The sequence below is a fragment of the Nocardioides sp. genome, from assembly GCF_025965415.1.
Classification (GTDB): Bacteria; Actinomycetota; Actinomycetes; order Propionibacteriales; family Nocardioidaceae; genus Nocardioides.
In genome coordinates, this window is the sequence record NZ_JAOPWY010000038.1 from 58,473 (window position 1) to 82,143 (window position 23,671).

At 73.1% G+C, this 23,671-nt stretch carries 22 protein-coding genes and 1 riboswitch; of the genes, 16 read left to right on the forward strand and 6 right to left on the reverse strand.

Annotation, left to right across the window (positions count from 1 at the left end; genetic code table 11):
* Positions 1-37 precede the first annotated feature (37 nt).
* Both JWN97_RS04755 and JWN97_RS04760 read right to left on the reverse strand, forming a co-directional pair.
* Positions 38-529 (reverse strand): MarR family transcriptional regulator, encoded by a 492-nt coding sequence (locus JWN97_RS04755; protein WP_297619101.1) that lies wholly within the window; start codon positions 527-529, stop codon positions 38-40.
* Between the two features lie 9 nt (positions 530-538).
* Positions 539-1,282, reverse strand: coding sequence for a helical backbone metal receptor (locus JWN97_RS04760; protein ID WP_297619105.1), 744 nt, complete (start codon positions 1,280-1,282; stop codon positions 539-541).
* Positions 1,283-1,414: 132 nt separating this feature from the next.
* Between JWN97_RS04760 and JWN97_RS04765 the strand changes: the two genes are divergently transcribed.
* The gene (locus tag JWN97_RS04765) at positions 1,415-2,560 is read left to right on the forward strand and encodes an aldehyde dehydrogenase family protein (protein WP_297619106.1); all 1,146 of its coding nucleotides are present in this window, start codon (positions 1,415-1,417) and stop codon (positions 2,558-2,560) included.
* Here the strand turns inward: JWN97_RS04765 and JWN97_RS04770 are convergent.
* Both JWN97_RS04770 and JWN97_RS04775 read right to left on the reverse strand, forming a co-directional pair.
* Positions 2,514-2,963, reverse strand: coding sequence for a GNAT family N-acetyltransferase (locus JWN97_RS04770; RefSeq protein WP_297619108.1), 450 nt, complete (start codon positions 2,961-2,963; stop codon positions 2,514-2,516). The two genes, JWN97_RS04765 and JWN97_RS04770, sit on opposite strands and share 47 nt — an antisense overlap.
* Positions 2,960-3,859 carry an alpha/beta hydrolase gene (locus JWN97_RS04775; protein WP_297619110.1) on the reverse strand — a complete coding sequence of 300 codons (900 nt, stop codon included), beginning with the start codon at positions 3,857-3,859 and terminating at the stop codon, positions 2,960-2,962. Before JWN97_RS04775 ends, JWN97_RS04770 begins: the two co-directional genes overlap by 4 nt.
* Before the next feature lie 41 nt (positions 3,860-3,900).
* Positions 3,901-4,010, forward strand: a riboswitch (TPP riboswitch).
* On the opposite strand from JWN97_RS04775, the gene JWN97_RS04780 reads away from it, so the two are divergent.
* The 5 genes from JWN97_RS04780 to JWN97_RS04800 all read left to right on the forward strand — a co-directional run bounded on the left by JWN97_RS04780 (position 4,000) and on the right by JWN97_RS04800 (position 10,514).
* Entirely contained in the window at positions 4,000-5,094 is a 1,095-nt protein-coding gene (locus JWN97_RS04780) for a thiamine ABC transporter substrate-binding protein (RefSeq protein ID WP_297619114.1), read from the forward strand. Its footprint overlaps the riboswitch before it by 11 nt.
* On the forward strand, positions 5,091-6,764 hold the full coding sequence (locus JWN97_RS04785; RefSeq protein ID WP_297619118.1) for an iron ABC transporter permease: 1,674 nt from the start codon (positions 5,091-5,093) through the stop codon (positions 6,762-6,764). The genes JWN97_RS04780 and JWN97_RS04785 overlap by 4 nt, the downstream gene beginning before the upstream one ends.
* A gap of 14 nt (positions 6,765-6,778) precedes the next feature.
* On the forward strand, positions 6,779-7,780 hold the full coding sequence (locus JWN97_RS04790) for an ABC transporter ATP-binding protein (RefSeq protein WP_297619122.1): 1,002 nt from the start codon (positions 6,779-6,781) through the stop codon (positions 7,778-7,780).
* A 21-nt stretch (positions 7,781-7,801) separates the two neighbouring features.
* Positions 7,802-8,848 (forward strand): phosphatase PAP2 family protein, encoded by a 1,047-nt coding sequence (locus JWN97_RS04795; protein WP_297619125.1) that lies wholly within the window; start codon positions 7,802-7,804, stop codon positions 8,846-8,848.
* A gap of 244 nt (positions 8,849-9,092) precedes the next feature.
* Positions 9,093-10,514, forward strand: a complete 1,422-nt coding sequence (locus tag JWN97_RS04800; protein WP_297619129.1) for a C40 family peptidase — start codon at positions 9,093-9,095, stop codon at positions 10,512-10,514.
* Positions 10,515-10,550: 36 nt separating this feature from the next.
* On the opposite strand, the gene JWN97_RS04805 is transcribed toward JWN97_RS04800, so the two are convergent.
* A complete protein-coding gene (locus tag JWN97_RS04805) occupies positions 10,551-11,414 on the reverse strand; it encodes a sulfotransferase domain-containing protein (protein ID WP_297619132.1) in 864 nt (287 codons plus the stop codon).
* A gap of 36 nt (positions 11,415-11,450) precedes the next feature.
* Here JWN97_RS04805 and JWN97_RS04810 point away from each other — a divergent pair, with 36 nt between their 5' ends.
* The 6 genes from JWN97_RS04810 (at position 11,451) to lon (ending at position 18,702) form a co-directional block, all read left to right on the forward strand.
* Positions 11,451-13,499 (forward strand): acyl-CoA dehydrogenase, encoded by a 2,049-nt coding sequence (locus tag JWN97_RS04810; protein WP_297619134.1) that lies wholly within the window; start codon positions 11,451-11,453, stop codon positions 13,497-13,499.
* A gap of 16 nt (positions 13,500-13,515) precedes the next feature.
* The gene (locus tag JWN97_RS04815; protein WP_297619136.1) at positions 13,516-14,187 is read left to right on the forward strand and encodes a class I SAM-dependent methyltransferase; all 672 of its coding nucleotides are present in this window, start codon (positions 13,516-13,518) and stop codon (positions 14,185-14,187) included.
* Between the two features lies 1 nt (position 14,188).
* Positions 14,189-14,764 carry a hypothetical protein gene (locus JWN97_RS04820; protein ID WP_297619139.1) on the forward strand — a complete coding sequence of 192 codons (576 nt, stop codon included), beginning with the start codon at positions 14,189-14,191 and terminating at the stop codon, positions 14,762-14,764.
* Positions 14,765-14,817: 53 nt separating this feature from the next.
* The gene (locus JWN97_RS04825) at positions 14,818-15,402 is read left to right on the forward strand and encodes a carboxymuconolactone decarboxylase family protein (protein WP_297619142.1); all 585 of its coding nucleotides are present in this window, start codon (positions 14,818-14,820) and stop codon (positions 15,400-15,402) included.
* A gap of 1 nt (position 15,403) precedes the next feature.
* Complete coding sequence (locus tag JWN97_RS04830) at positions 15,404-16,270, forward strand: RNA polymerase sigma-70 factor (RefSeq protein ID WP_297619145.1); 867 nt, start codon at positions 15,404-15,406, stop codon at positions 16,268-16,270.
* 77 nt (positions 16,271-16,347) lie between these two features.
* Positions 16,348-18,702: an endopeptidase La gene (lon, locus tag JWN97_RS04835; protein WP_297619148.1), complete on the forward strand. Its 2,355-nt coding sequence runs from the start codon at positions 16,348-16,350 to the stop codon at positions 18,700-18,702.
* 117 nt (positions 18,703-18,819) lie between these two features.
* On the opposite strand, the gene JWN97_RS04840 is transcribed toward lon, so the two are convergent.
* Entirely contained in the window at positions 18,820-19,254 is a 435-nt protein-coding gene (locus JWN97_RS04840) for an inorganic diphosphatase (protein ID WP_297619188.1), read from the reverse strand.
* Positions 19,255-19,370: 116 nt separating this feature from the next.
* On the opposite strand from JWN97_RS04840, the gene dacB reads away from it, so the two are divergent.
* The 4 genes from dacB to JWN97_RS04860 all read left to right on the forward strand — a co-directional run bounded on the left by dacB (position 19,371) and on the right by JWN97_RS04860 (position 23,667).
* Positions 19,371-20,849 carry a D-alanyl-D-alanine carboxypeptidase/D-alanyl-D-alanine-endopeptidase gene (dacB, locus tag JWN97_RS04845; protein ID WP_297619151.1) on the forward strand — a complete coding sequence of 493 codons (1,479 nt, stop codon included), beginning with the start codon at positions 19,371-19,373 and terminating at the stop codon, positions 20,847-20,849.
* A 291-nt stretch (positions 20,850-21,140) separates the two neighbouring features.
* Positions 21,141-22,157, forward strand: a complete 1,017-nt coding sequence (locus JWN97_RS04850; RefSeq protein WP_297619154.1) for a zinc-dependent metalloprotease — start codon at positions 21,141-21,143, stop codon at positions 22,155-22,157.
* A complete protein-coding gene (gene tilS / locus JWN97_RS04855; RefSeq protein ID WP_297619157.1) occupies positions 22,154-23,161 on the forward strand; it encodes a tRNA lysidine(34) synthetase TilS in 1,008 nt (335 codons plus the stop codon). Before JWN97_RS04850 ends, tilS begins: the two co-directional genes overlap by 4 nt.
* A 134-nt stretch (positions 23,162-23,295) precedes the next feature.
* The gene (locus JWN97_RS04860) at positions 23,296-23,667 is read left to right on the forward strand and encodes a response regulator (RefSeq protein ID WP_297619160.1); all 372 of its coding nucleotides are present in this window, start codon (positions 23,296-23,298) and stop codon (positions 23,665-23,667) included.
* Positions 23,668-23,671 lie beyond the last annotated feature (4 nt).

Here is a 23,671-nt window from a genome sequence, read left to right on the forward strand (position 1 = left end):
CCCGCGAGTCACAACGCCGCCGCCTCCACGCGGGACCTCAGAGCGAGTCCCCGAGCCCCGTCCGGAGCGCGGTGAGCCGATCGGTCAGCTCGCGTACGTCGACCTCGGGCAGGCCGGGCGCCTCGAAGACCTCGACGTTGAGCGCCGCCGTCGCCTCCTCGACCGCCCCGCGGCCGGCGTCGGTCAGCACCGCGAGCACCACGCGCTTGTCGGCGTCGCCGCGCACGCGCTCGACGTACCCCTGGGCGACGAGCCGGTCGACCGCGCTGGTGACGCTGGTCGGGTGCACCTGCAGCAGCGACCCGAGCCGCGACATCGGCATCGCCGCCCCACGGGTGAAGGACAGCAGGCGCAGCACCTCGTAGCGCGCGAAGGTCAGCCCGCGCGGACGGAGCACCGCGTCGATGCGCTCCATCAGCAGCTGCTGCGCGCGCACGACGGAGGTCACCATCGCCATCCCGTCGGCGGCGCCGGCCCAGCCGTGGGCCACCCACTGCCGGTGGGCCTCGCCGATCGGGTCGCGGGTCATGGCTGGAGGTTAGCCACCGATCGAGCCCAGCACGGCGTGCGCCTCGACCATGGCGGGGCCGTACCAGGTGAGCAACCGCCCCGACACCAGCCGGGTCGGGGTGGTGAAGGCCTCCGGGCCGTCGTCGGCGGTGAAGACGTACGGCTCGTCCGGCAGCAGCACGACGTCCGCGCCCGAGCCGTCGATCTCCGCGGACGTGACCGTCGGATAGCGACCGTCGCGATCGGCCAGCACGTTGGCCAGCCCGGCCCGGGTGAGGAGGTCGTCGGTGTAGGTCGAGGAGCCGACGACCATCCACGGGTCGCGCCAGATCGGCACGGCCACCGACAGCCGGCGCGGGGCGGGTGTCGACCAGAGCGTGCGGGCCTCGACCAGCCAGGGCGGGTCGGGGAGTTCGAGGGCCTCGCCGAAGAGCCGGGACATCGCGTCGAGCGACTGCTCCACGGTCTCGATCCGGGTCACCCAGACCGGCACCCCGGAGTCGCGGAGCCGGCGCACGTCGAGCTCGCGGTTCTCCTCCATGTTGGCCACGACCAGGTCGGGCGAGAGGGCCCGGATCGCGGCCAGGTCGGGGTTCTTGGTGCCGCGGACCCGCGCCACGTCGAGGTCGGCGGGATGCGTGCACCAGTCGGTCGCGCCGACGAGCCGGTCCGGTGCCGACGTGGCCAGCGCCTCCGTCAGCGAGGGGACCAGCGAGACGATGCGGGTCGCGGGTCGCTCGCCCGGGACGTCGGCTCCCAGGTCGTCGCGCATGGACCCGAGGCTAGGGCCTCGGCCGACCAGCCGGACGTGCGCCGGTCCGGGGTGGGCACCCACTCCCGATGCTGATCGCGCCACCGGGTGTCCGCAGCGCCACATGAGGTGTCTCCGTGGTGGAGTTCTCCCATGAGCAAGCACGCCCGGGCGGCCGCGACGCTGCCCGTCGACGGCATGGAGCGGGCGACCAGCGAGGGGTGGACCTTCCCGGCGCGCAGCCCGGCGACGGGCGACGTCCTCTGGCAGCTGCCGGACGCCGGGGTCGACGACGCCCGGGCCGCGGCCCGGGCCGCCTGGCGCGCCTTCCACGAGACCCCGTGGAGCACCGACTCGGCGCTGCGGGTCGACGCGCTCGGACGCTTCCAGGACGCCCTCGTCGCCCGGTCCGGCGAGCTCGCGCAGCTCCTCGCCGCCGAGACGGGGGTGCCGGTGTCGCTGCGTGCCGCCCACCTCGACGCGCCGATCGCCGGCCTGCGCGCCGTGCCGCACGCGTCGCCCGGTGTCACGGCCGTGATCACGCCGGCCACGTCGCCGCTGGCGGTCGCGATCGAGGAGGTCGGCCGTGTGCTCGTCGCCGGCGGCACCGTGGTGCTGAAGCCGGCTCCCGAGACGGCCGGCGCGGCCCTCGAGCTCGGGCGGATCGCGCTCGACTTCCTGCCGCGCGGCGTGCTCAACGTCGTCTCCACGCGCGACGTCGACGTGGCGATCGCCCTCACCCTCGACGACCACGTCGACGAGATCTCCTTCACCGGGTCGTCGGTCGCGGCCCACCGGGTCCAGGTGGCGGGGGAGCAGGCGGGCAAGCGCGTCCGAATCGACGTCGGAGGCACGGTCACCGTCCGCGCGGCCGACGACGCCGACCTCGGGGCCGTCGTCTCGGCCGCCGCCGTCACGGTCGCGGCCAACGCGGGCCAGGGGTGCCGGCTCCCGGCCACGGTGGTGGTGCCCGCGCACCGCTACGCCGAGGCGCTGCACGCCGCCGTCGAGACCATGGCCGAGGTCGTCGTCGGCGCGCCCGCCGAGCCCGACACCCTGTGCGGCCCGCTGCGCTCGCCGGTGGCGCGGGACCGTGTGCTGCGCTACCTCGCGCTGGCGCGGGCCGAGGGCGGCACGGTGGAGACCGGCGGGCAGGCGCTGGACCGAGACGGCTGGTGGGTCGCGCCGACCGTCATCAGTGGGCTGTCCGGCGAGTCCCGCCTGGTGCGCGAGGAGATCCTCGGGCCGGTGCTCATGGTCGTGCCGGACGCCCGACCCGGGCCATCGGCACGTGCATGATCCCGTCCTCGTCGAAGGCCGGCCCCGTCACCTCGAAGCCGTAGGCCGCATAGAAGCCGGTGAGCGCGATCTGGGCGTCGAGCCGCACCTCGCGGTCGGTGCAGTGCGTCATCGCCTCATCCATCATCACCGCGGCGAGGCCCCGTCCGCGGGCCGACGGGGCGACGACCACGCGTCCGATCCGCGCCCAGTCGCCGTCGTCGAGCAGGCGCAGGGTGCCGATCACGCTGTCGTCCTCGAGCAGCACGACGTGGCGCGTGGTGGCCTCGAGGTCGCGCCCGTCCAGGTCGGGATAGGGGCAGTCCTGCTCGATGACGAACACCTGCTGCCGCAGCCGCCAGACGTCGTACGCCGTCCGCGCGGGGAGGTCGTCGAAGACGACGGTGAGCACCTCGACGGTCATCGGACGAAGTCCACGACCTGGGCGAGGGCACGACGGGCCTCGGGGATGAACGGCAGCACTCCGTAGACGTGGATCAGGTCCGGCTCCTCGATCGACGTCAGGTCCCAGCCGGCCTCCGCGGCGCGGCGGGCGAGCAGCCGGCAACCCGGGTGGAGGAGGTCGCGGGTGCCGTAGAGCATCAGCGCCCTCGGGAGCCCGGCGAGGTCGGCGAGCGCGGGGGAGACCTCGGGCCGGTCGAGGTCCTCCGGCGACCCGGCCCACCAGAGGGCGTACGCCTCGACCTTGCTGAAGAACAGCCACGGGTCGATCGCGTCGACCTCCCGCGTCTCGGGGGTCGAGGAGGTCAGGTCCACCCAGGGCGCGTGGAGCACCAGGTGGGTCGCCGGCGTGAGCCCGCGGTCGCGCATGGAGAGCGCCGTCGCGAGGGCGAGGCCGCCGCCCGCGGAGTCCCCGGCCAGCACCACGCCGCCGTCCTCGTCCGCCCATCGGGCGGCGTCCGCCACCAGTGCGTCGTGGGAGTCGGCCCAGGTGTGCTCCGGGGCGAGCGGGTAGTCGGGCATCACCACGCGGGCGCCGATCGCCTCGGCCAGCCGGGTGGCGTACCGCACGTGGACCGCGTCGATCGGTGCCATGAACCCGCCGCCGTGGACGTAGTAGAGGGTGCGGTGGACCCGGCGGTCCTTCGGCGTCAGGACGTAGGACGGGAAGCCGATGTCGTGGACCGACACGTCCCAGGTCTTCGCGAAGCCGCGCACCGCCCGGGTCGGGAGCGTGCGCACCTGGGTGCGGTGCTCGGCCTCGACGCGGGCGCGCTCGGCAGGCTCGCTCTCGAGGTCGCCCGACGTGCGGAGCCGCGGGATGAGGGAGGCCAGGAGCTGGTGGCGGAGGCTGGGCATGCGGGCAGCGTAGGGGCCGTGGCCACGTCGCGGTACGCTGGTGACGAAGACAGGGGAGCGCGCGCAGGCGTGCTGAGAGTGCGGACCAGCCGCAGACCCTATGAACCTGATCCGGTTAGCACCGGCGATAGGGAGTCACCATGCGTCAACCACCCGTCCGCGCTGCCCTCACGACGGCGCTCGCCGCGCTGGTGCTGAGCGCCTGCAGCCTCATCTCCAGTGGCGAGCCGTCGGAGCCGTCGACCTCGGCGGCCGACGGGGAGCCCGGGGGCACGTCCGGGGGCACGTCCGGGGGCACGGTCGTGCTCGCCACCCACGACTCCTTCCACCTGCCCAAGAGGCTCGTGAAGGCGTTCGAGGAGGAGTCCGGCTACGACCTCGAGGTGCGCGGCTCCGGTGACGCCGGGACGCTCGCCACCAAGCTCAGCCTCACCGCCGACAACCCCGTCGCCGACGCGGCCTTCGGCATCGACAACACCTTCGCCTCCCGCCCGCTGGGCGAGGGCGCCTTCGCCGAGACCACACCGTCGGTGGACCCGCCGGAGGAGTACGCCCTCGCCGAGGGTGGCGACCGCCTGGTCCCGATCGACTCGGCGAGCGTCTGCGTCAACGTCGACACCGCCTGGTTCGACCGGGAGGGGATCGAGCCGCCCCGCACGCTGGCCGACCTCACCGACCCGGCGTACGCCGACCTGCTGGTGACCCCCGGCGCCTCGACGAGCAGTCCCGGCATGGCCTTCTTCCTCGCCACCGTCGCGGAGTACGGAGACGACTGGGAGACCTACTGGACCGACCTGCTGGCCAACGGCGCCAAGGTCGTCGACGGGTGGGAGGACGCCTACTACGGCGACTTCACCGCAGGCTCGAAGAACGGCACCCGCCCGATCGTGGTGTCCTACGACTCCTCCCCGGCCTTCACGGTCACCGACGGGAGGACGACCACGGCGGCGCTCCTCGACACCTGCTTCCGCCAGGTCGAGTACGCCGGCGTCCTCGCCGGCGCCGACAACCCCGAGGGTGCGCAGGCGCTGGTCGACTGGATGCTCAGCGACGAGGTCCAGAGCGCGCTGCCGGAGTCGATGTACGTCTTCCCGGTCATGCCCGGCGCGACGGTCCCCGACGACTGGGCGACCTTCGCCCCGCAGCCCACCGACCCCTACGAGGTCTCGCCCGAGGAGATCGCCGCCCACCGCGAGCAGTGGCTGACCGAGTGGACCGACGTCATCTCGCGATGAGTCCTCGTGCGGCTCCTCGGCCACCGACAGGTGCGCGCCGCCTCCTCGCGCTGCTCGCGCTGGCTGCCGGGCCGGTGCTGGTGCTCGGCGTGCTCTTCGTGCTGCCGGTGAGCGGCATGGTCGCGGAGGGGTTCGTCGCCGACGGGCGCTTCGCTCCCGGTGCGGTGCTGGAGGTCCTCGCCCGGCCGCGGGTCCACCGGGTGGCGTGGTTCACCGTGTGGACGGCGGGGGTCGCGACGCTGCTGGCCGTCGTGCTCGGCCTGCCGGCGGCGTACGCCCTCCACCGGCTCGCGCTGCCCGGGCGGGCCGCGGTGCGCGCGGCGCTCCTGGTGCCGTTCGTGCTGCCGACGGTCGTCGTCGGGGTCGCCTTCCGCCAGCTGCTCGGGGAGGGCGGGCCGCTCGGCTTCCTGGGCCTGGACGGCACGCCGTTCGCCATCGTGCTGGGCCTGGTCTTCTTCAACGTCGCCGTCGTGGTGCGCACCGTCGGCGTCGCCTGGGAATCGCTCGACCCGCGACCCGGGCAGGCGGCGGCGGCCCTCGGCGCCTCGCCGTGGCAGGTGCTGCGCACGGTGACCCTGCCCGCGCTGCGACCCGCGATCGTCGGCGCCTCGACCATCGTCTTCCTCTTCTGCGCGACGGCCTTCGGCATCGTGCTCACCCTCGGTGGCGTGCGGCACGCCACCGTCGAGACCGAGATCTACCTGCTGACCACGACCGTCTTCGACCTGCAGGCGGCAGCGGCCCTCTCGGTCCTCCAGATCGTCGTGGTGGTCGGCCTGCTGGCCCTCGCGGCGCGGCTGCGCGCGACCCCCGACCCGACGGCCCAGCGCACCGTCGCCCCGGCCCGCGCCGTACGCCGCGGCGACGCGCCCGTCGTCGTCGCGACGCTGCTCGTGCTCGCGGCGATGCTGGTGCCGATCCTCACCCTGGTGGCCGGATCGCTCAGCGTGGGTGAGGGCTGGGGCCTCGACAACTACCGCGCGCTCTCCACCGCCGGCGACGACCAGGCGCTGGTGGTGCCGGTGACGACGGCGCTGATGACGAGCCTGCGCACCGCCGTCGACGCCACCTGGATGGCGCTGCTCGTCGGCGGCCTGGTCTCGCTGATCGTCACGCGACGATCGCACTCGGTCGCCGAGCGCCGGGTGCGCTCGACGCTCGACGGCTTCTTCATGCTGCCGCTCGGCGTCAGCGCCGTGACCCTCGGCTTCGGCTTCCTGATCACCCTCGACCGGCCGCCCCTCGACCTGCGCGACTCGCCCCTGCTGGTGCCGATGGCCCAGGCCCTGGTCGCGCTGCCGCTGGTCGTGCGCACGCTGACCCCGGTGCTCGGCGGCATCGACGACCGGCAGCGCCAGGCCGCCGCGTCGCTGGGCGCCTCACCGTGGCGCACCCTGCTCACCGTCGACCTGCCCGTCGTGTGGAAGCCGATGCTCGCGGCCAGTGGCTTCGCCTTCGCCGCCTCGCTGGGGGAGTTCGGCGCGACCTCGTTCCTCGCCCGCGACGACGCTCCCACGCTGCCGGTCGTGATTTTCCGGCTCATCGGCCACCCCGGCGAGATGAACTACGGCATGGCGCTCGCCGCCTCCGTCGTCCTCGCCGCCGCCACGGCCGTCGTCATGCTCGCCGTCGAGCGGCTGCGCGTGCCCGGTGTGGGGGCGCTGGGATGACAGGGTCGACGACGATGCTCCAGCTCACCGACGTCACCGTCCGCTACGGCGACACCCTCGCCGTCGACGACGTCTCGCTCGACCTCGCCGCCGGCCAGGTGCTCGCGGTGCTCGGCCCCTCCGGTTGCGGCAAGTCCACCCTGCTCCGCGCTGTCGCGGGCCTCGAGCCGCTGACGGCGGGCTCGATCTCCTGCGCCGGTGCCGACCTCGCCGGCGTGCCGACCCACAAGCGTGGCTTCGCGCTGATGTTCCAGGACGGCCAGCTCTTCGCGCACCTCACCGTCGCCCGCAACGTGGCCTACGCCCTCAGGCTGCGGCGTACGCCGCCCGCGCGGGTGGCCGCGCGGGTGCGCGAGCTGCTCGAGCTGGTGGGCCTCTCCGGCTACGACGACCGGCTGCCCGGCACGCTGTCGGGGGGCGAGCGGCAGCGCGTGGCCCTCGCCCGGGCGCTTGCCGTCGAACCGCGGCTGATCCTGCTCGACGAGCCCCTGTCGGCCCTCGACGCGACGCTGCGCGAGCGGCTGGCCGGCGACCTGCGCGAGATCCTGCACGCCGCCGGCACCACCGCGCTGCTGGTCACCCACGACCACGAGGAGGCCTTCGCGCTCGCCGACCGGCTTGCCGTGATGCGCGACGGGCGCGTGGTGCAGTCCGGCGAGATCGACGAGGTGTGGCGCGAGCCGGTCGACGAGGAGACCGCGCTGTTCCTCGGCTATGCGCGGGTCCTGCGCGGCGACGCGGCCCGCCTGGTGCTCGACGCGGCCGGGCTGCCGACCGCGCCCGCGGTCGCCGTACGCCGCTCCGCACTCGTGGTCGACGCCGCCGGGCCGATCCGTGCGCGGGTCGAGTCGGCGCGCGTCACGCCCGAGCAGGTGCGCCTCAAGGTGGACGCCGAGGGCCTCGGCCGGCTGGACGCCGTGGCCGCGCTGGGCAGCCGTGTGTCGCCCGCCGACGAGGTCGCGCTGCGGGTCGATGTGACCCGTCTCGCGGTGCTGCCGATCACGCCCGCTCCTTGACCCCTCCCTACACTGACCTCCGTGTACAGACCGGCCTATGCCCTCCTCGTGGGAGTCGCCGCCACCATGGGCGCGCTCGCGCTGACGGCCGCGTTCGTGCTCGACCGACCGCTGGTCGACCCGGAGGGCTTCCTCGGGCCGTCGTGGCTCAGGCTGCCGCTGCTGGTGCTCGGTGCGTTCCTGCTCGACGTGCTGCCGCGCACCCTGTGGGCCTCGCGGATGAAGCCGGCGCTGATGCCGTCGCTGGTCCGCGACCGCGTCCGCAGCCACTGGGACCGCGAGCGGATCACCCTCGTGGTGCTGGGTCTGGTGTCCTTCTACATCACCTACGTCTGCTACCGGAACCTCAAGTCGTTCCTGCCCTTCATCATGGGCGAGGACAAGTACGACCGGGAGCTGCACCTCATCGACCGGGCGCTGATGTTCGGGCACGAGCCCGCGACGATCCTGCACACGGTCGTCGGCACCGGGTTCCAGGCGCACTTCCTGTCGACGATCTACCTGTGGTTCCTGCCGCTGGTGCCACTGGCGCTCGCGGCCTGGCTGGTGTGGTCGCGCAACATCACCTTCGGCTACTGGTTCGCCACCTCGCAGTGCCTGGCCTGGTCGATCGGCACCGCGTCCTACTACGCCCTGCCCACGCTCGGCCCCGGCTTCCAGTACAGCTACCTCTACACCGACCTCCCCGACACGGGGTCCAGTGCCCTGATGGAGGCCCTGTCCTACGGACGCGACGGCGTGCTGCGCCGCGGCGCGGAGGGCGCGGTCCAGTCCGTGGCGGGATTCGCGTCCCTGCACGTCGCGATCACCCTGCTCGTGGCGCTGATGGTGCAGTACACGCTGCGCAACCGGATCCTCCACCTCGTCTTCTGGGCCAACTTCGCGATCACCGTGGTCGCCACCCTCTACTTCGGCTGGCACTACATCGCCGACGACCTCGCCGGCGTCGTCATCGCCCTCTTCTCCTTCTGGCTCGGCGGACTCGCGAGCGGGCAGAAGTTCGACCGGCACGGGTTGGCGTCCCACCCGACCTCGACGACCTCCCAGGTGCCCGTCGAGGTCGAGTAGGCGTCGTACCCCCGATAGTCCGCATCACCAAGCTCCTCCCGCCCCGCGGTCTATGAGCTTTCTGATGCGGACTATCGGGCGTGGAAAGAATGACAACCGTGTAGTTCGTCAAGTCGACACGCCGATGAAAAGTCAAGAAGATGGGAAAAGTGTTCCCAGTGTGACGAAAGTTCACTAGCGTGCCTCGAGTTGCCCGTGCGAAGGGGAAGTCGCACGGGCCCCGAGACCCTCGAGGGGAACCCCCGTGCCCGTCGCTCCACTGCAGGACCTCACGCCAGCACCGCGTCGTACGACGCTGCGCTGGGCGACGGCCGTCGTGCTCGTCGCCGGGTTGGCGCTGGGTGGTCACGGGGTGGCGTTCGCCGACGGGGACGACTCCGTCCCGACCGAGGCCGACGTCGCCGCGGCCCAGGAGCGCGCCGCCGACAAGGGGCGCGACGTCTCGGCGGTGCAGGCCGACCTGATCCGGGCCGACCTCGCGCTCGAGACCGCCGGGGACACGGCGGCGCAGGCGGCTGAGGCCTTCAACGGCGCCCGCTGGCGTGCCGAGCAGGCGACCGCGGAGGCCGAGGAGGCCGAGGCTGCAGCCGCGACGGCCCAGGCCGACGTCGCCGCCCAGCGCGAGCTCTACGCCGACACGGTCGTGCGGTCCTACGAGGAGGCCTCGCAGGTCCAGGGACTGGCCGCCGTGGTCGAGTCCGACGGCCTCGAGTCCCTCATCGACCGCAGCGTCACGATGGGCAACACCTCGGAGGCCCTCGACGCCCAGTACGACTCCTTCACCGCCGCCTCCGTCGTCGCCGAGGTCGCCGCCAGCACGGCCGCCCAGGCCTCCGAGCAGGCGACCGCGGCCGAACTCGAGGCCGAGCGGGCCCGTGACGCGGCCGCCGCGGCCCAGGCCGCGGCCGGATCGCAGGCGGAGGCCGTCGCCGCCACCAAGGCAGACCTCCTCGCCGAGTTGGCCGAGCTCGAGGGGATCAGCGTCCGGCTGGCGACGAAGCGCCAGAGCGCCCTCCAGGAAGCGGCCGCCGCTGCCGCCGCGGCGGCGGCCCAGGCCCAGGCCGAGGCGGAGGCAGAAGCCCAGGCCGAGGCCGCGGCCCAGGCGGAGGCGGAGGCGGAGGCCCTCGCCGAGCAGCAGGCCCAGGACGAGCAGGAGTCGACCCCGACGCCGACCAGCAAGCCGACGCCGACGAGCAAGCCCACCCCGGCGCCCACCCCCACGCCCACCCCGACGCCCACCGCCACGCCCACCCCGATCCCGGTGCCCACCCCGACCCCGGTGCCCACCCCGCCGACGCCGACCGGCGACGCGGCGGCGGCGATCGCCTTCGCGAAGGCGCAGATCGGCAAGCCCTACCAGTACGGCGCCGCCGGCCCGGACGCGTGGGACTGCTCCGGTCTCACCGCGGCGGCATGGGCGCGCGGCGGCAGGACGATCCCGCACTACTCGGTCGCGCAGTACACCCAGTCGACCCGGATCACCGCCGCCCAGCTGGTCCCGGGCGACCTCGTCTTCTGGGGCTCCTCGAGCGACCCGGGCTCGATCTACCACGTCGCGATCTACGTCGGCGACGGCCAGATCATCCACGCGCCCCGCACCGGGCGGAACGTCGGCCAGGAGTCCATGTACTACTGGCGGGCACCCACCTTCTTCGCGCGCCCCTGATCCCGTTCCCACGGGCCGTGGGTAGCAGCGCGCGACTCACCTGACCTTGCGGGCGAACCGCGCGGCCAGCTCCGCGGGGTCGAGGTCGCCGTCGAGGATCAGGCGCGTCGACCACGCCGACGTGTCGATGCCGGACAGCTCCTCGAACAACGCCAGGTCCTTGGCGTACGTCTCCGCCACCCGCGCCAGGTCGTCGGCCGTCGGTGCGGTGCCCGGGATCTGCTCCGCGCCGGCGTGCCAGTTCCTCAGCGGCGGCACCCGCTCGAAGCGCGGCAGCCCCAGGAAGGCGGTCGTGCGGTGGACGGTCTGCTCGAAGTCGCCCAGCATCGCCCGCAGCTCCAGCAGCAGCCACTGCTGGCGGGGGAACAGCTCGAAGCCGCGCTGCAGCTGCTCGCCGTAGAAGCCGCGCGCCAGGCCGGTCATGTGCCGCCACCGCATGGTGCGCACGCCGTCCGGCACCGCGTCGGGCAGGGAGGTGTGCGGCCACTCGGTGAGGAAGTCCGGCCAGTCGGGCCAGGCGAGGTTGCGCGAGCGCAGCATCACCCAGTGGGAGAACAGCCGCTCGAGCGGGTCGCGGAAGACGGCGACGAGGGGCATGTCGGGGTTGTAGGCCCGCATCCGCTCCAGCGCGTGCGGCCAGTAGAGATAGGTGGGGGTCGCGTCCCCGACGAGCCGGTGGATCGGCGCCCGGCGCGGCGCCGAGTAGTCGCGGGCGTAGTCGGGCGCGGACCAGTCGACGGTCTCGTCGTCGAAGTAGTGCCGCTCCTTGTCCGGCGGCTGGCACACCAGCCGGTGCTGGTTGAGCGTGACCGCGAGGGTGGACGTGCCGCCCTTCTGCACGCCGACGACGGCGTAGTTGTAGGCCATCTCGCCCAGCGGGGTGGGCTCGGACACGTTCATCGCCGAGAACCTACCGCGATGGATACCTTTGGACCTATGGCCACCGACCAGGTTCCCCCCATCGCGGAAGAGATGCCCACCGTCGAGCCCGAGCCGGCCCGGGTCCGGGTCGACGAGAAGCCCGCCCCTGCCGACGCGAAGGGCTACCGGCAGCCCGAGGTCGACGTGGAGGCGCTCCGCGTCCTGCTCGACGGTCGCTACCGCGAGGTCCGCGACCTCGTGCGCGCCAACCTCGCCGAGCACGCGGGGATCCTCCTCGACGTGGAGGACATGTCGACCGCCGACTTCCGCGAGCGGGTCAAGGACGTCGTGGTGATGATGGCCGAGACCGGCCAGACCGGGATGGGCTTCCCCGAGGAGTACGGCGGCGGCGGCGACATCGGCGCCTCGATCGCCGCCTTCGAGACCCTCGCCTTCGGCGACCTGTCGGTGCTGGTGAAGGTCGGCGTGCAGTTCGGTCTCTTCGGCGGCGCGATCCTCCAGCTCGGCACGAAGACCCACCACGACGCCCACCTCGCCGACCTCGTCACCGGTCGCACGATGGGCTGCTTCGCGATGACCGAGAGCGGCCACGGCTCCAACGTGCAGGCCCTCGGCACCACGGCGACGTACGACGCCGAGGCCGAGGAGTTCGTGATCACGACCCCCGACGACGCGAGCCGCAAGGACTACATCGGAAACGCGGCGGCCCACGCCGAGCTCGCCGCGGTGTTCGCCCAGCTCGAGGTCGACGGCGTCGGGCACGGCGTGCACGCCTTCGTCGTGCCGATCCGCGACGGCGGGCGGGTGCTCGACGGCGTACGCATCGAGGACTGCGGCCCCAAGATGGGCCTCAACGGCGTCGACAACGGGCGCATCTGGTTCGACGGCGTGCGGGTGCCGCGCACCGCGCTGCTCAACCAGTTCGCCGAGGTGACGCCCGAGGGCCGCTACCTCTCGCCGATCGACAACCCCAACAAGCGCTTCTTCACCATGCTCGGCACGCTCGTCCAGGGCCGCGTGTGCGTCGGTGGTGCCGGCATCAACGCGGCGAAGGTCGCGCTCACCATCGCCACCCGCTATGCCGCCCGACGCCGCCAGTTCGAGGCGACCTCGCCCGACGAGGAGCAGCTGCTCCTCGACTACGGCATGCACCAGCGCCGGCTCCTGCCGCTGGTCGCGAGGACGTACGCCCTCCACTTCGCGCAGGAGGTCGTCGCCGGCCAGCTGCACGAGGTCTTCTCCGGTCCCGGCCCGACGGAGGAGGGCAACGACGAGCACGCCCGTCGGATGCTGGAGTCACGCGCCGCGGGCACCAAGGCGCTCGGCACCTGGCACGCCACCCGCACCATCCAGGAGTGCCGCGAGGCGTGCGGCGGCGCCGGCTACATCAGCAAGAACCGCTTCGCCGCGCTCAAGGCCGACACCGACGTCTTCACCTCCTTCGAGGGCGACAACCACGTCCTGCTCCAGCTCGTGGCCAAGGGCCTGCTCACCGACTACGCCGGCGAGTTCGAGGACATGGACCAGCTCGGCATGGCGCGCTTCGTCGCCGGGCTCGCGGTGGAGACCGTCGTCGAGCGGACCGCCGTGCACAAGCTCGTCCAGTCGGTCCGCGACCTGCTCCCCGGCGGCGACACGTGGGACCAGGAGGCCGGTCTGCTCGACCCCAACTACCAGCTCGCCATGCTGCGCTTCCGCGAGGAGCACATGATCGGTGGCGTCGCCCGCCGCCTCAAGCGCGGCATCGACCAGAAGATGAACCCCGGCGCGGTCTTCTCCCGCGTGCAGGACCACGTCATCGCCGCCGCCCGCGCCCACACCGAGCGGCTGGTGCTCGAGGCCTTCGTCGCCCGGACCGCCGCGCTCCCCGACGGCGACCTCAAGGTCGCTCTCAACCTGCTCTGCGACCTGCACGCGCTCACCACGATCGAGGCGGACCGGGCGTGGTTCATGGAGCACGGTCGCCTCTCCAGCGCCCGGTCGAAGGCCATCAGTCGCGAGATCAACTCGCTGTGCCGCAAGATCCGTCCGCTCGCCGTCGACCTGGTCGACGCCTTCGGGGTGCCCGAGGAGATGCTGAGGAGCGAGGAGCTCATCGGGTGAGGAGGCTGGATCCGACATGAGGCTGCCCGGGCTCGGCGGCTGGAGCGAGGACCCGCTGTGGTCCTACGTCTACCCCCGGCTGGTCGATTCCGGGCCCGTCGGGCGTGCAGCGTGGCGTGCGGTCATGGGCAGCGACCTCACGCTCCTGCACGAGGCCGCGGCCGAGATCGGCACGTTGCCCCGGGGCTCCCGCGTGCTAGACGTGCCGACCGGGTCGGGCGTGGCCCTGCGCGGCGTCCGACCGGGTCAGGGCCTCGACGTCGTGGCGGTCGACATCTCCACCACCATGCTCCAGCGTGCCGCAGCCACGGCAGCACGGCTCGGGGTGGCCGACCAGGTGACCACCGCGGTGGCCGACGTGGGCAACCTGCCCTTCGACGACGGCAGCTTCGACCTCGTCGTCTCCTTCACCGGCCTGCACTGCTTCCCCGACCCGCACCGGGCGATCCGCGAGATGGTGCGGGTGCTCGCGCCCGGCGGCGCCATCACCGGCAGCTCGCTCTTCACCGACACCGGGCTGCGCTACCGGCCGCTGCGCCGGGCTGGCACGCGGATCGGCGTCCTCGGCCCGATGTGCACCTCCGAGGAGGCCCGCGCCTGGCTGCGGGAGGCCGGGTGTGCCGAGGTCGAGCTGTCGCTCCACGGCGCACTGGGTTACTTCCGGGCGGTCCGCGCGGAACAATCGTGAGATGACCTTCGGAGGAGCGCCCACACGCTGGGAGCCGGACGGCCCGGCCCGCGGGCTCGCCGTCGTCGCGCCCGGCCGCGCCTACCCGCCCAGTGCCCCGCTGCTCGAGTTCGCCCGCCGGGCCCTGCTCCAGCACGGCTTCGCCGTCCAGCAGCTCTGGTGGGACAGCACCGCCCGGGGCGACGAGGACTCCGACGCCTGGGTGCGCGGGCACGTCGAGGCCGCGCTCGCCGGGGAGGACGCCGACCACGTGGTGGTCGTCGGCAAGTCGCTCGGCACCCGTGCTGCGTCGTACGCCGCCGAGCGCGGGCTCGACGCGATCTGGCTCACCCCGCTGCTCGTGGAGCCGCACGTGGCCGAGGCCATCGGCGCCAACGCCGGCCGACAGCTCCTCGTGGGCGGGCTGGCCGACGAGCTGTGGGACGCCGCGATCGCCCGCGAGCTCGCGGACAGCGGCTGCGACGTGCTCGAGGTGGGCGACGCCGACCACAGCATGGGCACCGGTGACGCCGTGCGCACCGCGGAGATCCACCTCGAGGTAGCGCGGGCGGTCGACGCCTTCCTGTCACAGGTCTGAGCCGGCCGGTGTCTCCATGTCATCCGATCCCGAGACACCGATGGAGTGACGACATGCCCAGCACCTTCCGGATCCCCCAGGCCAGGCTCGACGGCGCCTACGGCACGATCATGACCCGCGTGGCGCGGCGCATGTGGGGCAAGGTCCCCGACAACGCCTACGTGCTGTGGCACAACAAGCCGGTCCTCAAGGCGGTCTTCGGCTTCGAGCAGAAGGTCGCGAAGTGGTCGGCCCTCGACCCCCACCTCAAGACCTACGCGGAGATGGCCAGCGCCGGTGCCATCGGCTGCTCGTGGTGCCTCGACTTCGGCTACTTCATGGCGCACACCCTGGGCCTCGACGAGTCGAAGGTGCGCGAGGTGCCGCGGTGGCGGGAGTCGGACGCGTTCTCCGACCTCGAGCGCGAGGTGATGGCGTACGCCGAGGCGATGACCGCCACCCCGCCCGAGGTGTCCGACGACATGGTCACCAGCCTCGACCGGCAGCTGGGCCACGCCGCCGTCGTGGAGCTCACGATGATGGTCGCGGTCGAGAACGAGCGCTCGCGCTTCAACTTCGCGATGGGACTCGCCTCGCAGGGCTTCAGCGACGTGTGCGAGCTGCCCCTCGCGGAGGCGGCTGCGACACGGACGTCGTGACATGGGCGCCGACCCGTTCGTGGCCCACCGCAGCCTGCTCTTCACCGTGTCCTACGAGATGCTCGGCTCCGCCGCCGACGCCGAGGACGTGATCCAGGAGGTCTGGCTGCGCTGGGCCGACGTGGCCACCGACCGGGTGCGCGACCCGCGGGCCTACCTCGTGCGGATGACCACCAGGCTCTCCCTCAACCGCCTGCGCACCCTCTCGCGCCGACGCGAGGACTACGTCGGCACGTGGCTGCCCGAGCCGCTGCTGACCGCACCCGACGTCGCTTTGGACGTGGAGCTCGCCGACAGCGTGTCGACCGCGATGCTGCTCGTCCTGGAGACACTGCCGCCGACCGAGCGGGCGGTCTTCGTGCTGCGCGAGGTCTTCGACGTGCCGTACACCGAGATCGCCGAGGCGGTCGAGAAGAGCGAGCCCGCGGTGCGTCAGATTGCCGGCCGCGCGCGTGCGCACGTGGCGGAGCGCCGCCCGCGGGCCTCCGTCAGCGCGGCCGAGCGGGACGTGGTCATCGAGCGGTTCCGGGCCGCCACGGAGACGGGCGACCTGCAGTCCCTGATGGACGTGCTGGCGCCCGACGTGGTGCTGATGACCGACGGCGGCGGCAAGGTGAAGGCCGCGCTGAACCCGATCTTCGGACGCGAGAAGGTGCTCCGCTTCCTCACCGCGGTCACGCCCGACGCACTCGAGCTGGTGCCGGTGTGGCTCAACGGCTCGCCGGCGATCCAGTTCGTGGTCGCCGGCCAGCGCGACGGCGTCGGCACGATGCTCGTGGAGGACGGCGTCGTGACGCGGCTGTTCCTCGTCCGCAACCCCGACAAGCTCGGGGCGGTCAGCGGCGAGGTGGGCCTGGCCCGCGAGTGACCGGACCCGTGGCGTGCGTTCGCGCTGAGCGGAACGCCGACCGGAATCGTCGGTGCCGCCGCCCACGTTGAGAGGGCATGACGCAGAACCTCTCACTCCCGGTGGTGTTCCTCCACGACACGGTCGTGCTGCCCGGCATGGTCGTGCCCATCGAGCTCGACGACTCCGCACGCGCGGCCATCGACGCCGCGCGCCTCGCGCACGACTCCGAGCCGGAGTCGGCGCCCACCCGGGTGCTGGTCGCCCCGCGCCTCGAGGACCGCTACGCCACGCACGGTGTCGTCGCCGTGGTGGACCGGGTCGGCCGGTTCGCGGGTGGACGGCCCGCCGCCGTGCTCCGTGCCGAGCGCCGCGTCGCCATCGGCGCCGGCGTGGCCGGGCCCGGGGCCGCGCTCTGGGTGGAGGCCGAGGAGGTCCCCGAGACGGCGATCACCGACGAGCTGCGCGCCCTCGCGGAGCAGTACCGCACGCTCGTCGTCTCGATCCTGGAGCGTCGTGAGGCGTGGCAGGTGATCGAGACCGTGCGACAGATCGCCGACCCGGACGCGCTGGCCGACACCTCCGGCTACGCGCCGTACCTCTCCGACGACCAGAAGCGCCAGGTGCTCGAGACCCCCGACGCGGGCGACCGGCTGCGCCTGCTCGTCGAGTGGACGCGCGCGTACGACACCGAGGACGAGGTGAACGACAAGATCGGCCAGGACGTCCGCGAGGGCCTGGAGAAGAGCCAGCGCGAGTTCCTCCTGCGCCAGCAGCTCGCGGCCATCCGCAAGGAGCTCGGCGAGGGCGAGCCGGACGGCTCGGACGACTACCGCGCCCGCGTCGAGGCCGCCGACCTGCCCGAGGCGGTCCGCGAGGCCGCGCTGCGGGAGGTCGACAAGCTCGAGCGCTCGAGCGAGCAGAACCCGGAGGCGGGCTGGATCCGTACGTGGCTCGACACCGTCCTCGAGCTGCCGTGGAACGTGCGCACCGAGGACTCCCACGACGTCGCCGCCGCGCGCGCCGTGCTCGACGCCGACCACCACGGCCTCGACGAGGTCAAGGACCGCATCACGGAGTACCTCGCGGTGCGGGCGCGGCGGGCCGAGCGCGGCCTCGAGGTCGTCGGCGGCCGCGGCTCCGGCGCAGTGGTCCTCCTCGCCGGCCCTCCGGGTGTCGGCAAGACCTCGCTCGGCGAGTCCGTCGCCCGGACCCTGGGCCGGAAGTTCGTCCGTGTCGCCCTCGGCGGTGTGCGCGACGAGGCCGAGATCCGTGGTCACCGTCGTACCTACGTCGGCGCCCTGCCCGGCCGCATCGTGCGCGCCGTCAAGGAGGCCGGCTCGATGAACCCGGTGGTGCTGCTCGACGAGGTCGACAAGGTCGGCGCGGACTACCGCGGCGACCCGGCCGCCGCGCTGCTCGAGGTGCTCGACCCGGCGCAGAACCACACCTTCCGCGACCACTACCTCGAGCTCGACCTCGACCTGTCGGACGTGCTCTTCATCGCCACCGCCAACGTCGTCGAGCAGATCCCGTCAGCGCTGCTGGACCGCATGGAGCTGGTCACCATCGACGGTTACACCGAGGACGACAAGGTCGCCATCGCGCGGGACTTCCTGGTGCCGCGTCAGCTCGAGAGGGCGGCGCTGACGCCGGAGGAGGTCACTGTCTCCGACGAGGCCCTCGGTGAGCTCGCGGCCAACTACACCCGCGAGGCAGGGGTGCGCCAGCTCGAGCGGTACCTGGCCAAGGCGTTCCGCAAGGCGGCGACGCGTCTGGCGACGGGGGCGGTCGACCGGATCGACATCGACAAGGACGCCCTCGCCGACCTCGTCGGACGACCGCGCTTCACCCCCGACAGCCACGAGCGCACCGACGTGCCCGGTGTCGCCACCGGCCTCGCCGTGACGGGTCTCGGCGGCGACGTGCTCTACGTCGAGACGTCCGTGGCCGACGGCACGGCCGGCCTCACCGTCACCGGCCAGCTCGGCGACGTCATGAAGGAGTCGGCCTCCATCGCACTCTCGTGGGTGCGGGCACACGCCGCGGACCTCGGGATCGAGCCGGCCGCGTTCGAGCGGTCGATCCACGTGCACTTCCCGGCGGGCGCGGTCCCGAAGGACGGTCCGTCCGCCGGCGTGACGATGGTGACCGCCCTCGTGTCCCTGCTGACCGGGCGACCCGTGCGCTCCGACGTCGGCATGACCGGCGAGGTGTCGCTCGCGGGACGGGTGCTGCCGATCGGCGGTCTCAAGCAGAAGCTGCTGGCCGCCCAGCGCGCGGGGCTCAGGACGGTCTTCGTCCCCGAGCGCAACCGCCCCGACCTCGACGACGTACCTGCCGAGCTGCTCGCCGATCTCGACGTGCGCCCGGTCGGCCGGGTCACCGACATCCTCGCCGATGCCCTGGAGGGTGCGCCGGCGGCGTCGGAGGCCGCGACCACCGCCGCCTGACCGACTCGGTGCGGGTCAGGCGTTCTCGCCCAGGCTGTCGTCGGCGAGGTTGTCGACGTCGTTGCCGTGGCCCTCGGTCCTGAAGCGCTCGAACGAGGCGTGGACCTCGGCATCGGCCTAGACGAGGCCGACCAAGTCGGCACCTTCGACGGACTTGCCGGGCTCGAGGTCCTTGTAGACGTCGTAGATGTGCTGGATCTCCAGCCGGTCGTACTTGGAGACGTGGTTGATGTCGCGCAGGTGCTCCAGGCGCGGGTCGTGGCTCGGCACGCACAGCACCTTGTCGTCGCCGCCGGCCTCGTCGGTCATGCGGAACATGCCGATCGCCCGGCACTCGATCAGGCAGCCCGGGAAGGTCGGCTGCTGCAGGATCACGAGCGCGTCGAGCGGGTCGCCGTCCTGGCCGAGGGTGTTCTCGATGAAGCCGTAGTCGGCCGGGTAGGCCGTCGAGGTGAACAGCATGCGGTCGAGGCGGATCCGCCCGGTGTGGTGGTCGACCTCGTACTTGTTGCGCTCACCCTTGGGGATCTCCACCAGCACGTCGAAGCTCAGCACGTCTTCCTCCACACTCTCGGCACGCCATCGGGCCGTCGCCAGATCAAGGTATGTCGCGTCCGGCGAGAGCCCGACGCGGGGTCGTGGGGGCAGTGTCCCGCACAATGGCCCCGATGCGCGAAGCGAGAGGGTCGAAACGTCCACGACGTGAGGTACGCCACCTCGTCGGGGCATGGCTGCCGGTGGTGCTGGTGCTCGCCCTGCTGGCGGCCGGCGTCGGCGCCTACCGCTTCGAGTGGGGTCCGCGCTACCTGCCCGGCCTTGCCGCCGATCCGGTGACCGAGCCGGAGGCGGTGCTCCCGCCGGCCGGGCTCGACCTGCCCGCGTGGGCCACTCCCGCGCCCGTAGCAGGAGCCGATGACGCCTCCGCCCCGATCGTCGCCGACAAGGTGTCCGCGGCCGTGACGCCCGACCTCGCCGACCCCGACCTGGGCACGCACGTGGTCGGTGCGGTGACGTCGCTGACCCCTGGCTCGGAGACCTGGACCTCCGGTGACGGTCGCTACCTCCCTGCCTCGACCACCAAGCTGCTCACCCTCGGCGCGGCCCTTGCGACGCTCGGCCCCGACCAGACGTTCACCACCCGCGCCGTCCGCGGGGAGAGGCCCCGTGAGGTCGTGCTCGTCGGCGGGGGCGACCCGCTCCTCGCCAGCAAGCCGCTCACCGTGGCGGAGGCCGACTCCACCTACCCCGCCCGCGCCGACGTCACCTCGCTCGCGCTCGAGGCCGCCGCGGCCCTGGGCGGGACGGGGCGGGTCAAGGTCCGCTTCGACGACAGCCTCTTCACCGGGCCGACCGACAACCCGGCCTGGCGCCGCGACTACGTGCCCGACGACATCGTCAGCCCGATCACCGCGCTCATGGTCGACAGCGGGATCGAGCCCGATGGCGAGGCGCGGTCCGACGATCCGTCCCTCGCCGCCGCCCGCGCCTTCGCCGAGGCCCTGCGCGCCACCGGGCTGACGGTGGTCGGCGACCCCGAGCGGGTCGTCGTACCTCCCGGGGCGGAGGAGCTGGCCGCGGTCGAGAGCGCCCCGCTCGGTGAGATCGCCGAGCGCATCCTCGACGTCAGCGACAACGAGGGGGCCGAGGTGGTCGGCCACCAGGTCGGCCTCGCCACCTCCGGCACCGGGTCCTTCGAGGCCGGCGCGGCCGGCGTGCTCGGCACCCTGCGCGGGCTGGGCATCGACGTCACCGGCGACGAGGTGTACGACGGCTCCGGCCTGTCGCGCCGCAACCGGGTCTCGACCACCACGCTCCTCGCGCTGCTCCAGCACGCGGCCGGACCGGACGGCGACCCGGTGCGCAGCCTGCTCACCGGGATGCCCGTCGCCGGGTTCACCGGCTCGCTGACCTACCGCTTCGCCGAGGGCCCGGCCGTCGCACGTGGGCTGGTGCGCGCCAAGACCGGCACGCTGACCGGCGTCCACGCCCTCGCCGGCATCGCGGTCGGCCGCGACGGCGAGCCGATGGCGTTCGTCTTCGCGGCCGATCGCGTCCAGGCCGAGGACAAGCTCGACGCCCAGGAGGCGATCGACCGCGCCGCCGCCGCTCTCGCGGCCTGCCGGTGCTCAGCACCAGCCGCTGGTTGAGAAGGTCGCGCAGCGGTCGGCCGCTGGTTGAGCAGGTCGCGCAGCGGTCGGCCGTTGGTTGAGCAGGTCGCGCAGCGGTCGGCCGCTGGTTGAGCAGGTCGCGCAGCGACCGTGTCGAAACCGCGCTCGGCCGCTGGTTGAGCAGGTCGCGCAGCGACCGTGTCGAAACCAAGGCGACCTTTGAGGTGGGTTTCGACGCGCGGTCGCGACCTCGCAGGCTCGGTCGCGCGCTTGCTCAACCTCCCGCCACACGCGCGGCACTCGTTCCTCGTGCCCCGCTAGTGTCGTGACATGAACCTCGTGGACTGGGACTTCGCCGTGACCGTGGGCTCCCGGATCGCCGGTCCCGGCCCCGAGGTGTTGGCCGACGAGGCGGTCGCGGCCGTGGTCGAGCTGCGCGAGGGGGCGGACCGCTCCACCCCGCTGGTCCAGGAGTTCACGGGCCTGCACGCCGCCCCCGGGACCGCGCCGGTGCTCGTCGTCGACCGCGGCGGCTGGGTCCAAGCCAACGCCGACGGGTTCGCCAAGATCCTCGCCCCCATCGTCGACAAGCTCACCGAGAAGAAGGGCGCACCCTCCGCCTTCGCCGAGGCGGTCGGCTCGCGCGTCACCGGCGCCGAGGTGGGCCTGATGCTCGGGTTCCTCGGCACCAAGGTGCTCGGCCAGTTCGACCCCTTCTTCGCGCCGCACGGCCGGCTGCTCCTGGTCGCGCCCAACATCGTCCACGTCGAGCGCGAGATCGGCGCCGACCCGCACGACTTCCGCCTCTGGGTGTGCCTCCACGAGGAGACCCACCGCGTGCAGTTCACCGCCAACCCGTGGCTGGGCGAGCACCTGATGACCCAGATGAACGCCGTCGCCGACACCATCGAGCCGACCGCGATCCTCGAGGGCGTACGACGTGGCGCCGCGGCGATCCGCGGTGGCGACGGCAGCATCCTCGACCTCGTGTCCTCGCCGGAGCAGAAGGAGATCCTCGACCGGGTCACCGGCGTGATGTCGCTCCTCGAGGGCCATGCCGACGTGGTGATGGACGACGTCGGGCCGAGCGTCATCCCCTCGGTCGGGCAGATCCGCAAGAAGTTCAACCAGCGCCGCCAGGGTGTCGGCACCCTCGACCGCTTGCTGCGCAGGCTCCTCGGCCTCGACGCCAAGATGGCGCAGTACCGCGACGGCGCCGTCTTCGTCCGCCACGTCGTCGACAAGGTCGGCATGGAGGAGTTCAACGCCGTCTGGAGCGGCCCCGACACCCTTCCCTCGAAGGCCGAGATCACCGACCCCGACGCCTGGGTCGCCCGCGTGCTGTGACGCTCCACCCCTCCGTCGCGGTGGTCCGGGTCCCGGTCCGCGCCGCGCTGTCAGGCCTCGCCGCGGCGGACGTCGTGGCTGTCGCGTGCAGCGGTGGCGCCGACTCGCTGGCGCTGGCCTCGGCCGCGGTCTTCGAGGGTCGCAAGCAGGCCCTGCGGGTGGTGGGGGTGACCGTCGACCACGGCCTCCAGCCCGACTCGGCCGCGCAGGCCGACCGGGTGGTGGCGCAGCTCGCGGCGATGGGCGTCGACGAGACGGTGACCGCACGCGTCTCCGTCGACGCGGCGTCGGGAGTCGGGCCCGAGGCCGCGGCGCGGGAGGCGAGGTACGCCGTCCTGGAGGAGGTCGCCGCCCGCCTGGGCGCCCGCGCGGTGCTGCTCGGACACACCCTCGACGACCAGGCCGAGACCGTGCTCCTCGGCCTGGCCCGCGGCTCCGGCGGGCGGTCGCTGCAGGGGATGCGGCCGGGCTTCGGCGTCTTCGCGCGCCCGCTGCTCGGCGTACGACGGGCCGACACCGTCACCGCCTGCCAGGTCGAGGGGCTGGAGTTCTGGGACGACCCGCACAACCACCTGCCCGCCTACACGCGCGTCCGGGTGCGGGACCGGGTGCTGCCGGTGCTCGAGTCCGAGCTCGGGCCGGGGATCACCGAGGCCCTCGCCCGCACCGCCGAACAGCTCCGCGAGGACACCGCCCTCCTCGAGCAGCTCGCCGACCGGCTGCTGGAGGACGCGCGCCGGGAGGGCGGGCTGGCCGTCGAGGTGCTCGTGGCCGCGCCACCGGCCCTGCGGCACCGCGCCGTCCACCGTGCCGCGCTCGAGGCCGGCGTACCCGCCTCCGAGCTGACCCGCGGGCACGTGGTCGAGGTCGACAAGCTGCTCGTCGCCTGGCGGGGCCAGCGGTGGGTCGACCTCCCCGGCCCGCTCCGCGCGCTGCGCCGCGGCGGGCTGGTGGTGTTCGAGGCTCCTGGCCTGCTTCGGGGTCGTGGAGGTCACCGCGAATGACCCGAGCCGGGCCCGCGACGAGCGCGGCGGGGGCTAGTCTCGGACAACTGTCGGAGACCGAGCAGCTGTCCCTTCGGCGATGGAGACCGTACCCACGACCCCTCGAACGGGTCCTCGAGCCTGACAGGGAGTCCATGCACCGACTGCTGGTCGTCGATGACGAGAACGACATCCGGGAGCTCATCGAGCTGACACTGCGCAGGAAGGGGTACGACGTCACCGGCACCGGTGACCCGCGTGCAGCGCTCGCCCTGGCCTCGGAAGCGAACTTCGACGCTGCGCTCCTGGACTGGAGCATGCCCGAGATGGACGGCGGCGAACTGTGCGCGCGGTTGCGTGAGCTCCCGAGCATGCGCGACACGCCCATCCTCATCGTCACCGCCTACGCCGACACCGCGACCCGCGACCGGGCCAGCGCTGCCGGCGCGACCGCTTTCCTCCCCAAGCCCTTCTCGCTCAAGCGCCTCGCCGAGGTCGTCGCCGACCTCCTCGAGCCGGGTGCGTGACCCT